Here is a 13,066-nt window from a genome sequence, read left to right on the forward strand (position 1 = left end):
ATGAATGCTGAAGACTCCTTGAAACTCGCTCGCCGGTTTATCGGGTTGCCCCTGGAAAAGCGCCAGATGTTCCTCGCTGCCCTGCAGAGGGAAGGGGTGGATTTTTCGCGGTTTCCGATTCCGACCGGCGTCGAAGCCGAGGATCGGCAGGCGCTGTCTTACGCACAGCAACGCATGTGGTTTCTCTGGCAGCTGGATCCCCAAGGTGGCGCCTATAACTTGCCAGGCGCGGTACGGCTCAGTGGCCGCTTGAACCTGGCGGCACTGGAGCAAGCCTTCGCCAGCCTGGTCGAGCGCCACGAAACCCTGCGTACGGTGTTCCAGCGCCAGGCCGATGACAGTCTGCTGCAAGTGCCGGCCAGCGCGCCGTTGGTGATCCGCCATGAAGACTTCAGCACACTGCCGGCCAGCGAGCGTGAGCAGGCTGTGGTGCAGGCCGCCGAGCAACAATCGGTGGTTCCATTCGATCTGGCCGTGGGTCCGCTGCTGCGGGTGACGTTGCTCAAACTCGCCGAGCAGGAGCATGTGCTGCTGCTGACTCTGCACCACATCGTTTCTGATGGCTGGTCGATGAACGTGTTGATCGACGAATTCATTCGTTGCTACGACGCGTTCGATGCCGGCCAGCAGCCGCAACTGGCCGCGCTGCCAATCCAGTACAGCGACTACGCCTTGTGGCAGCGCCGCTGGCTGGAGGCGGGCGAACAGGCGCGCCAACTCGATTACTGGCAGGCGCAACTGGGCGACGAACACCCGGTGCTGGAGCTGCCGCTGGATCATTCGCGTCCGGCGATGCCGAGCTATCGCGGCACTCGCTATGAGTTCGCTGTCGATGAACAACTGGCCGAGCAACTGCGCAACACCGCTCAGCAGCATCAAGTCACGTTGTTCATGCTCTTGCTCGGCGCCTTCAACGCGCTGCTGCATCGCTACACCGGCCAGACCGACATCCGTGTCGGCGTGCCGATTGCCAATCGCAACCGTGGCGAAATCGAAGGGCTGATCGGCTTCTTCGTCAACACTCAGGTGTTGCGTACCCGACTGGACGGGCAGACGCGGGTCGATGACCTGCTGCGCGCGATCAAAGAAACCGCGCTCGGCGCTCAGGCGCATCAGGATCTGCCGTTCGAGCAACTGGTCGAAGCGCTGAAGCTGGAACGCAGCCTCAGTCACACGCCGCTGTTTCAGGTGATGTACAACCATCAGCCGCAAGTGGCGGACATCGCCAGCATCCGCACGGCCTCCGGTCTACTGCTGAACAGCCTCGACTGGCAGAGCCGTACCACCCAGTTCGACCTGACCCTCGATACCTACGAGAAGGGTGGCAAGCTGCATGCGGCGCTGACGTACGCCAGCGACTTGTTCGAGCCGGCGACCATCGAGCGCATGGCGCGCCATTGGTTGCGCTTGCTCACGGCCATGGTCGCCGATCCGTCGCAACGGGTCGGCGAACTGCCGCTGCTGGAGGCTGATGAACAGCACACGCTGGTGCATGACTGGAACAACGTTCACGCGGTTTATCCGACGCAAACCCCGATACACCAGTTGATCGAAGCGCAGGTTGCGCGCACGCCGAATGCGCCTGCGCTGCTGTTCGGTGAGCAGACGCTGAGCTACGCCGAACTGGATGCGCGGGCCAACCGCCTCGCGCATTTGCTGGGTGAACAAGGCGTGCGGGCCGACAGTCTGGTCGGCGTTTGTGCTCTGCGTTCGGTGGAAATGGTTGTCGCGCTGCTGGCGATTCTCAAGGCTGGCGGCGCTTATGTGCCACTGGATCCGGAGTACCCGCAGGAGCGTCTGGCGTACATGATCGAGGACAGCGGCATCACCTTGCTGCTGACCCAGGATGCTTTGCTGGCATCGCTGCCGACTGACGGCGTGCAGGTCATCACGCTGAATCAGCCGGGTCTGCTCGACCGCTACAGCGACAGTCGTGTTGAAGTCAGCGTCGATCCGCTGAACCTGGCCTATGTGATTTACACCTCGGGTTCCACCGGCAAACCGAAAGGCGCCGGCAACAGCCACGCGGCGCTGGTCAACCGCTTGTGCTGGATGCAGGAAGCGTACGCGATCGACGCCAGCGATTCGGTGTTGCAGAAGACCCCGTTCAGCTTCGACGTGTCGGTCTGGGAATTCTTCTGGCCGCTGCTGACCGGCGCGCGTCTGGTGGTTGCCGCGCCAGGTGCGCACCGCGATCCGCTGCAACTGATCGACATCATCAACCGCCACGGCATCAGTACGTTGCACTTTGTGCCGTCGATGTTGCAGGCGTTCATTCATGAGGCGGGTGTCGAAAGCTGCATGGGCCTCAAGCGCATCGTCTGCAGCGGTGAAGCCTTGCCGCTGGATGCGCAATTGCAAGTCTTCGCCAAACTGCCGAACGCCGGCCTCTATAACCTCTACGGCCCGACCGAAGCGGCAATCGACGTAACTCACTGGACCTGCGTTGACGAAGGCGCGGACAGCGTGCCGATCGGCCGGCCAATCGCCAACCTGCGCACCCACGTCCTCGACGCCGAGTTGCTGCCGGTGCCAAGTGGCGTGGCTGGCGAACTGTATCTGGGCGGCGCCGGTCTCGCGCGCAGTTATCACCAGCGTCCGGCGCTGACCGCCGAGCGTTTTGTGCCGTGCCCGTTCCACGACGGCGAGCGCCTGTACCGCACCGGTGACCGTGTGCGCCAGCGTGCCGATGGCGTGATCGAATACCTCGGTCGTCTCGACCATCAAGTGAAACTGCGCGGTCTGCGCATCGAATTGGGTGAAATCGAAACCCGCCTGATGCAGCATCCGCTGGTGCGCGAAGCGGTGGTGCTGGTGCAGGGCGGCAAGCATTTGGTGGCTTATCTGGTGCTGGAAAATGCTCAGCCGGACGAGCAATGGCAACAGGACGTCAAGGCGTGGCTGCTCGGCAGCCTGCCGGAATTCATGGTGCCGACCTACCTGATCACTCTGCCGAAATTGCCGGTAACGGCCAACGGCAAACTCGATCGCAAAGCCTTGCCGCAACCGGATGCGGCGCCACAACAAGCGTTCGTCGCGCCGCAGGATGCGCTGCAAAAAGCGCTGGCGGCGATTTGGCAAGACGTGCTGGGACTTGAGCGCGTGGGCCTGGAGGACAACTTTTTCGAACTGGGCGGCGACTCGATCATTTCGATTCAAGTGGTCAGCCGTGCGCGACAGGCCGGGATTCGTATCAGCCCGCGCGACCTGTTCCAGTACCAGACCGTGCGCAGTCTTGCGCTGGTTGCCACGCTGGATAATCAGACCTCGGTAGATCAAGGGCCGGTGACCGGCGGCGCCGTGCTCGGGCCGATCCAGCAGCATTTCTTCAGCCGCGCGATGCCGCTGCGTGAGCACTGGAACCAGTCGCTGCTGCTGACCCCGCGCGACACCTTGAATGCACAGTGGCTTGATGCTGCGCTGGCGCACGTGATCAATCATCACGACGCCTTGCGCCTGCGCTTTGTCGAAAGCGCCGAAGGGTGGCAGCAAAGCCACGGCCCGTTGGTCGACAGTGCTGAGCTGTGGCTGCGTGACGCCGAGACTGCTGAGCAATTGCAGGCGCTGTGCAACGAAGCCCAGCGCAGCCTCGACTTGCAGAACGGTCCGCTGTTGCGTGCATTGCTGGTGACGCTGACCGATGGCACTCAGCGCCTGAACCTGATCATTCACCACTTGGCGGTGGACGGCGTTTCCTGGCGCGTGCTGCTGGAAGATTTGCAACAGGCTTACGAGCAGCGCTCGGCGGGCGGAGGCATTCAGTTGCCGGCCAAAACCAATGCCTTCCAGAGCTGGACCGCGCGTCTGGAAAGCGCTGCTGCACGCTTCGATGAACAACTGGATTACTGGAAAACCCAGCATCAAGGTGCGCAGGATCTGCCGTGCGAACGTCCCGATGGCAGCCTGCAAAACCTGCATGGCGAGAAAATCGAGTGGCGCCTCGACGCCGAGCGTACCCGTCAGTTGCTGCAACAGGCGCCGGCGGCGTATCGCACGCAAGTCAATGATCTGTTGTTGACCGCACTGGCGCGCACCATCAGTCGCTGGACCCGTCAGCCCGGCACGCTGATCGAGCTAGAGGGGCATGGTCGCGAAGACCTCTTCGATGACATCGACCTGACCCGCACCGTGGGCTGGTTCACCAGTTTGTTCGCGGTCAATCTGACGGCCGCCGACGATCTCGACGGGTCGATCAAGTCGATCAAGGAGCAACTGCGCGCCGTGCCGGACAAAGGTCTGGGCTACGGCGTGCTGCGTTATCTGGCTGCGCCATCGGTGCGTGCCGAACTGGCAACGTTGGCGCCGCCACGGATTACCTTCAACTACCTCGGCCAGTTCGACCGTCAGTTCGACGACGCGGCGCTGTTCGTGCCGTCCGCTGAAACCAGCGGCGTTGCGCAGGATCCGGCAGCGCCGTTGGCCAACTGGCTGACGCTGGAAGGCCAGGTCTATGGCGGTGAGCTGTCGATGAACTGGGGGTTCAGCCGCGAGATGTTCGACAGCGCGACCGTGCAGTACCTGGTCGATCAATACGCGCTGGAACTGCATGCGCTGATTGAACATTGCTGCACGTTGCAAGCCGCGCAAGCAACGCCATCGGACTTCCCGCTGGCCCGCGTGACCCAGGCTCAACTGGATGAGTTGCCGGTGCCGGCAGGTCAACTCGATGATGTTTATCCGCTGTCGCCGATGCAACAGGGCCTGCTGTTCCATACCCTTTATGAACAAGCGGCGGGTGAGTACATCAACCAGTTGCGCGTCGACGTCGAGGGTCTCGATCCCGAACGTTTCCGCGCCGCGTGGCAGGCCACCGTCGATGCGCAGGACATTTTGCGCAGCGGTTTCGTCTGGCAGGGCGAGCTGGCGCAGCCGCTGCAGATCGTCCACAGGCACGTGCAACTGCCGTTCAGCACGCTGGACTGGCGCGACCGCAAGGATCAGCCAACAGCGCTCGCTGCGCTGGCCGATGCCGAGCGTCAGCAAGGCTTTGACCTGACCTGTGCGCCACTGCTGCGACTGCTGCTGGTGCAGACCGGCGCCGAGCAATGGCACCTGATTTACACCCATCACCACATCCTCATGGACGGCTGGAGCAATTCGCAGTTGCTCGGTGAAGTCTTGCAGCGCTACAGCGGTCGCACGCCGGTAACTGGCGGCGGACGTTATCGCGATTACATCGCCTGGCTGCAACGTCAGGACGGCCAACTGAGTGAAGATTTCTGGAGCGGCCAATTGGCTGCCCTGCAAGAGCCGACCCGGTTGGCGCGCGCGGCCACCGCTGGCGAGATTGCCAGCGGCCACGGCGATCACTACCTGACGCTGGACGTGCAACGCACCCAGGCGCTGGAAACCTTTGCCCGCCAGCAAAAAGTCACCGTCAACACCTTGGTGCAAGCGGCGTGGCTGCTGTTGCTGCAACGCTATACCGGTCACGAAACCGTGGCGTTCGGTGCGACCGTGGCCGGGCGTCCGGCGGATCTGCCAGGCATCGAGCAACAGGTCGGTCTGTTCATCAACACCTTGCCGGTGATTGGCGCGCCGCGTCCGGATCAAAGCGTTGGCAGCTGGCTGCAAGCGGTACAGGCGCAAAACCTCAGCCTGCGCGACTTCGAGCACACGCCACTGGCGGACATCCAGCGTTGGGCCGGGCAGGGCGGTGAAGCACTGTTCGACAATATTCTGGTGTTCGAAAACTACCCGATTGCCCAGGCGCTGAGTCAGGCCGGGCAAGGGCTGACATTCGGTGATGTCGGCAACCTCGAACAGACCCATTACGCGCTGAGTGTGGCGGTCACCCTCGGTCAGCAACTGGCGTTGCACTACAGCTTTGATCGCGGCCAGTTCGCCGGCGATGTCATCGAAGGTATCAGCCGGCACCTGCTGCAATTGCTTGAGCAGTTCGCCGTATCGGCTGAGCGCAACCTCGGTGAAATCGCCTTAGCCAGCGCTGACGAACAAACCCGCCAGCAAGCCGAAAACCATCCGCAGCCCTACCCGGTGGACATCGGCGTGCATCAGCGCATTGCCGCGCTGGCTGCGCAAAATCCGCAGCGCACGGCGGTGATCTTCAACGGTGAGCATTTCAGCTACGGCGAGATCGATCAGCGCGCCAACCAACTGGCGCACGCGCTGATCGCCCGTGGCGTCGGCGCGGAAACCCGCGTTGGCGTAGCCCTGCCGCGCAGTGAATCGGTGATCGTCGCGCTGCTGGCCGTGCTCAAGGCGGGCGGCGCTTATGTGCCGCTGGACACCAGCTACCCACGCGAACGCCTGGCCTATCTGATCGGAGATTCCGGGCTGGCGTTGTTGATCAGCGACTCGTCGGTGTCGGCGCAATTGCCGGTCGATGAATCGGTGCCGCTGCTGGAGCTGGATCGCCTCGATTTGCGCGAGTTGCCGATCAAGGCGCCGCAAGTGCAACTCGATCCGCACAACCTCGCCTACGTGATCTATACCTCCGGCTCCACCGGCAATCCGAAAGGCGTCAGCGTCGCCCACGGTCCGTTGGCCATGCATTGCCAGGCCATCGGTCAGCGCTATGAAATGCGCGACAGTGACTGTGAATTCCATTTCATGTCGTTCGCCTTCGACGGTGCCCACGAGCGCTGGCTGACCAGCCTGACCCACGGCGCGTCGCTGCTGATTCGCGACGACACCTTGTGGACACCCGAGCAGACCTACAACGCGATGATCGAACACGGCGTGACCGTGGTCGCATTCCCCCCGGTGTACCTGCAACAACTGGCCGAACACGCCGAGCGCGTTGGCAATCCGCCCAAAGTGCGCATCTATTGCTTCGGCGGTGATGCGGTGCCGAACGCCAGTTTCGAGCGGGTCAAACGCGCGCTCGATCCGGACTACATCATCAACGGTTACGGCCCGACCGAAACCGTGGTCACGCCGCTGATCTGGAAGGCCGGGCGCGAGGTGCCGTGTGGCGCCGCGTATGCGCCAATCGGCAGCCGCATTGGCGACCGTAGCGCTTATGTGCTCGACGCTGATCTGAACCTGCTGCCGCAAGGCATGGCCGGCGAGCTGTACCTCGGAGGTACAGGGCTGGCGCGGGGTTATCTGAACCGTCCGGGGCTGACTGCCGAGCGTTTTGTGGCTGACCCGTTCAGCACCACGGGTGGCTTGCTCTATCGCACCGGTGACCTCGTTCGCCAGCGTGTCGACGGCACGTTCGACTACCTGGATCGCATCGATAATCAGGTGAAGATTCGTGGCTTCCGCATCGAGCTGGGCGAAGTCGAAGCGGCGCTGCAAGCCCTCGACGGCGTGCGTGAAGCGGTGGTCGTTGCCCAGGAAGGTAGCGCCGGCAGTGGCAAGCGTCTGGTGGCGTACGTGGTCGGCGATGCAAGCCGTGCCGACTTCACCGATCAACTGCGTGCACAACTCAAGGCCACGTTGCCAGCGCACATGGTGCCGGCGTATGTGCTGCGTCTGGAGCGCATGCCGCTGACGCCGAACGGCAAACTGGATCGCAAGAACCTGCCGAAACCGGACGTCAGCCAACTGCAGCAAACTTACGTTGCACCGCAAACCGCGCTGGAACAGCAACTGGCGACGATCTGGCAGGACGTGCTCAAGCTTGAGCAAGTGGGCGTCAGCGACAACTTCTTCGAACTGGGCGGCGACTCGATCATTTCGATTCAGGTGGTCAGCCGCGCGCGGCAGGCCGGGATTCGCTTTACACCGAAAGACCTGTTCCAGCACCAGACCATCGCCGCACTGGCGTTGGTGGCGCAGACCGGCGAAGCGCTGCAATTGATCGATCAGCAACCGGTCACCGGCAGCACGGCGCTGCTGCCGATCCATCAGGAATTTTTCGCGCAGGCGATTCCCGATCGTCATCACTGGAACCAGTCGGTGATGCTCAAGCCGATGCAGGCGCTGGACGCGCAGCGGCTGGAACAGGCGCTGGATGCGCTGGTGCTGCATCACGACAGCTTGCGTCTGGAGTTTGTCGAGCAGACAGAGGACTGGGTCGCGCAGTACCGCGACGTTGCGGCGCAAGCCGGCGAGACCATTCTCTGGCACGTCGAGGTGGCTGATCTTGCTGCTCTTGAGGCGCTGGGTGACAAGGCTCAACGCAGCTTGCAACTGAGCGGCGGCTCGCTGATTCGCGCGGTGCTGGCGAACCTGGCGGATGGCACTCAGCGTCTGTTGCTGATCGTTCATCACCTGGTGGTCGATGGCGTGTCGTGGCGGATTCTGTTCGAGGATCTGCAGAACGCTTATCGGCAGCTCAGCGCTGGCGCGTCCGTGCAATTGCCGGCGAAAACCAGTGCAGTCAAAGCCTGGGCGGCAGCCTTGCAGGACTACGCAGCAACCCCTGCATTGCAGGCCGAACTGGGCTTCTGGCAACAACAGTTGCAGGGCGCTTCGGCTGCCTTGCCTTATGACCATCCGCACGGTGGGCAGCAACACGATCAGGCGCTGACGATCCGCCGCAACCTCGACAAAAACCTCACCCGCCAGTTGCTGCAGGATGCGCCGGCCGCCTATCGCACACAGGTCAACGATCTGCTGCTGACGGCACTGGCGCGGGTGATGGTGCGCTGGACCGGTGACGACCATGCGCTGGTTTTGCTGGAGGGCCATGGTCGCGAAGACCTCTTCGACAGCATCGACCTGACCCGCACCGTCGGCTGGTTCACCAGCGTGTTTCCGGCGCGTCTGTCGCCGGTCACCGAGTTGGGCGCATCGCTCAAGCAAGTGAAGGAGCAGCTGCGGGCAATCCCGCACAAAGGCATCGGTTTCGGTGCGCTGGCACATCTGGGCGATGCGCAGTCTCGCGAGGCACTGCAAGGCTTGCCGGCGCCGCGCCTGACCTTTAACTATCTAGGCCAGTTCGACGGCAGTTTTGCCGAGGCGGATGAGGCGTTGTTCGCACCGACCAGCGAATCCGGCGGCGCAGAAGTCAATATGCAAGGCCCGCTGGGCAATCCGCTGGCCTTGAACGGCAAAGTCTTCGGCGGCGAGCTGGATTTGAGCTGGACCTACAGCAGCGCCATGTTCGACGCGGCGACTATCCAGCGTCTGGCCGATGACTATGTGCAGGAGCTGACAGCACTGATCGGCCACTGTTGCGACAGCGGCAACCGTGGCGTGACGCCATCGGACTTCCCGCTGGCGCAACTGTCGCAAGCGCAACTGGATGCACTGGTGCTGGAACCGCAAGGCATCGATGACATCTACCCGCTGTCGCCGATGCAGCAGGGCATGCTGTTCCACACCCTGCTCGAACATGGCAACGGCGACTACATCAACCAGATGCGTCTGGACGTCGAGGGCGTCGAGCCGCAGCGTTTCCGCGCCGCCTGGCAAGCGGTGGTGGATGCCCACGACATTCTGCGTACCGGGTTCTTCTGGCAGGGCGACTTGCCGCAACCGGTGCAAGTGGTGCAACGCCAGGTGGACGTGCCGTTCAGCGTGCTCGACTGGCACGGCAAAGCTGATCTGGACACGGCGCTGCAAACCCTCGCTGACGAGGAACGCGCATTGGGCCTGGACCTGACCTGTGCGCCGCTGCTGCGTCTGGTGCTGGTGCGCACGGCGACTGATCGTCATCACCTGATCTACACCAACCATCACATTTTGATGGACGGCTGGAGCAGCGCGCAGTTGCTCGGCGAAGTGTTGCAGCACTATCGCGGCGAAGCGGTGCCGCGTTCGGCGGGTCGCTATCGCGATTACATTGGCTGGCTGCAACGTCAGGATGCAACGGCGGCTGAAGCCTACTGGCTGACGACGCTGGTCAATCTGCAAGAGCCGACGCGTCTGGCCAACGCCATCGCACGGCCAGTCGACGGTTTGCCAAGTGTCGGTTATGGCGACCATTACCAAGTGCTGGGCGCGGATCTGAGTCTGCGTCTGGGTGAATTCGCCCGTGCCTCGAAAGTCACCGTCAACACCCTGGTGCAAGCCGCGTGGCTGTTGCTGTTGCAGCGCTACACCGGCAAGGACTGCGTGGCGTTCGGCGCGACCGTGGCCGGGCGTCCGGCGGATCTGCCGGGTGCCGAGGAGCAGATCGGGCTGTTCATCAACACCTTGCCAGTGGTGGCCGCGCCGCAAGCGCAGCAAAGTCTGGCCAGTTGGCTGCAAGCCGTGCAGGCGCAGAACCTCGCTTCACGCGAGTTCGAACACACACCGCTGGCGGACATTCAGCGCTGGGCCGGGCAGGGCGGTGACGCGTTGTTCGACAGCCTGATGGTGTTCGAGAACTACCCGATTGGCGAAGCGCTGGAGCGCGGTGCGCCGCAGGGTTTGCGTTTCGGTGCGGTGGTCAATCAGGAACAGACCAACTATCCGCTGACGCTGCTGGTGAGCATGGGCGCGCAACTGTCGGTGCATTTCAGCTACCAGCGCGACAGTTTTGCGGCGGCGAGCGTGGCGCAGTTGGGTGAAAGTCTGCAGCGTCTGCTCGGGCAGATGGTCGAAGCGGCTGAAGGCTCGTTGAGCGACTTGAACCTGATCGACAACGTCACGAGCGTCGAGGCCGACTTCGTCACCGAGTTGTGCATTCATCAGGGCATTGCCCGCCAAGTGGCGACGACCCCGGATGCGCTGGCGGTGACCTTCGCCAATACGCAACTGACCTACGCCGAACTGGATGCGCAGGCCAATCGCCTGGCGCACAAATTGATCGAGCTGGGTGTCGGCCCGGAAGTGCGCGTGGGTGTGGCGATGCCGCGTTCCGAACAGCTGCTGATTGCCTTGCTGGCGGTGCTCAAGTCCGGCGGCGCGTATGTGCCGCTGGACCCGGATTACCCGGCGGATCGCGTTGCCTACATGCTCGAAGACAGCCGTGCGCGGGTGTTGCTTACCGAGCAAGCGGTCGCCGCAACCCTGAGCGTAGCGGGCGATACGCAAGTGCTGCTGATGGATCAGGTGTCGTTGAGCGGCTATTCCGCCGTCGCACCTGAAACGAAGGTGCAGCCGGACAACCTCGCCTACGTGATCTACACCTCCGGTTCCACTGGCAAGCCGAAAGGCGTGGCGATTGCTCACCGCAATGTCATGGCGCTGATCGACTGGTCGGCCAAGGTCTACAGCCGCGACGATATTCAAGGCGTATTGGCTTCGACTTCGGTGTGCTTCGATCTGTCGGTGTGGGAGCTGTTTGTCACGTTGGCCAATGGCGGTTCGCTGATCATCGCGCGTAACGCTTTGGAGCTGGCGAACCTGCCGGCGCGTGATCAGGTACGCCTGATCAACACCGTGCCGTCGGCCATTGCTGCGCTGCAACGCGCCGGGCAGATTCCGCCGAGTGTGCGCATCATCAATCTGGCCGGTGAGCCGCTCAAGCAAGCCTTGGTCGACGCGTTGTATCAACAGCCAACCGTAGAGCACGTCTACGACCTCTACGGTCCGTCGGAAGACACCACCTATTCGACCTGGACCCGCCGCATCGCCGGTGGCCAGCCGCGCATCGGTCGTGCCCTCGATCACAGCGCTAGTCACTTGCTGGATGCCGATCTGCAAGCGGTGCCGCATGGGGTTTCGGCAGAACTTTACTTGTCCGGCGCCGGCATCACGCGCGGTTATCTGGGGCGTGCGGCGATGACCGCCGAGCGCTTTGTACCGAACCCGTTCGTCGGCAATGGCGAGCGCATGTACCGCACCGGCGACCTGATTCGTGAACGCGAAGAGGGCGCGCTGGAGTACATGGGCCGAATCGACCATCAGGTGAAAATTCGTGGATTCCGCATCGAACTGGGCGAGATCGAGGCGCGATTGCTCGCTCAACCGGCGGTCACCGAAGCGGCGGTGCTGGCCGTTGAAGGAGAGGGCGGTGCGCAACTGGTGGCCTACGTGGTCGCCCCGCAACTGGATCTGTACGACGGCGAAGCGCAACGGCAACTGCGCGACGGACTAAAGACTGGCCTCAAGTCTTCGTTACCTGACTACATGATTCCCGCGCACCTGCTGTTCCTTGAGCAGTTGCCACTGACCCCCAACGGCAAACTCGACCGCAAGGCCCTGCCAGCGGTGGATGCCAGCCAGATGCAGGCCGCGTACGTCGCGCCGCAGAGTGAGCTTGAGCAGCAGGTCGCGGCGATCTGGCAGCAAGTGCTCGAGGTTCAACGCATTGGTCTGAACGATCACTTCTTCGAACTGGGCGGGCACTCGCTGCTGGCGGTCAACGTGGTGTCGCGCATCGCCCTCGAACTGGGCCTGACGCTGACCCCGCAACTGTTATTCCAGCACCCCGTCCTGAGCGACTTTGTCGCTCGCCTCGATACAGGAGGCGGGGCAATCAACGAACAGAAACTGAGCAAGCTGGAAGCCCTGCTTGACGATATGGAGGAAGTCTGATGGACAAGAGTGTTGCTTTGAGGGTAGCCAAGCGCTTTATCACTCTGCCGCTGGACAAACGTAAGCTGTACCTGGAAAAGATGCTCGAAGAGGGCGTCTCTCCGGCCAACCTGCCGATCCCGGAAACACGTTCCGGGTTTGCAGCGATTCCTCTGTCGTACGCTCAGGAACGCCAACTGTTCCTCTGGCAAATGGACCCGCACAGCACTGCGTATCACATCCCCAGCGCCTTGCGCCTCAAGGGGCAACTGGATGTGGCGGCGCTGGAACGCAGCTTCAATGCGGTGGCGGCGCGTCATGAAAGTTTGCGCACCACGTTTGCCGAGCACGGCGAAACCTTCTGCCAGGTGATTCACCCGCAATTGCCGCTGCGGATCACCCTGGCACCGCTGCCGGCAGGCCTCGACAGCGCTGGCGAAGAGGCGGCGATCAAGGCGTTTGTCGAAGGCGAAACTGCGCGCCCGTTCAATCTGCAACAGGGTCCGCTGCTGCGCGTGGCATTACTCAAAGTCGCCGATGATGATCATGTGCTGGTGTTGATCCAGCACCACATCATCGCCGATGGCTGGTCGATCAAAGTGCTGGTCAACGAGCTGATCCAGCATTACGCCGCCGACACCGCCGGGCAGCCACTGGCATTGCCGGAACTGGAGGTGCAATACGCCGACTACGCGATCTGGCAGCGCCACTGGCTGGAAGCAGGCGAGCGTGAGCGACAACTGGCTTACTGGATCAAGACACTGGA

Annotated in this window: 2 protein-coding genes (1 of these 2 cut by a window edge); both read left to right on the forward strand. The window is 62.6% G+C overall.

The genetic code is table 11. The annotated features are described in order from the left end of the window. A complete protein-coding gene (locus U6037_RS09410) occupies positions 1 to 12,321 on the forward strand; it encodes a non-ribosomal peptide synthase/polyketide synthase (protein ID WP_322846530.1) in 12,321 nt (4,106 codons plus the stop codon). Next, positions 12,321 to 13,066 carry the start of a non-ribosomal peptide synthase/polyketide synthase gene (locus tag U6037_RS09415; protein ID WP_322846531.1) on the forward strand. It continues 12,781 nt past the right edge of the window, so only the first 746 of its 13,527 coding nucleotides appear in the window; it begins with the start codon at positions 12,321 to 12,323; its stop codon lies beyond the right edge, outside the window. The genes U6037_RS09410 and U6037_RS09415 overlap by 1 nt, the downstream gene beginning before the upstream one ends.

Origin of the sequence: Pseudomonas sp. B33.4 (assembly GCF_034555375.1) — a bacterium.
Classification (GTDB): Bacteria; Pseudomonadota; Gammaproteobacteria; order Pseudomonadales; family Pseudomonadaceae; genus Aquipseudomonas.

Coding starts and splice junctions, on each gene's coding strand:
- U6037_RS09410 (WP_322846530.1), top strand. CDS start 1: ATGAATGCTGAAGACTCCTTGAAACTCGCTCGCCGGTTTATCGGGTTG.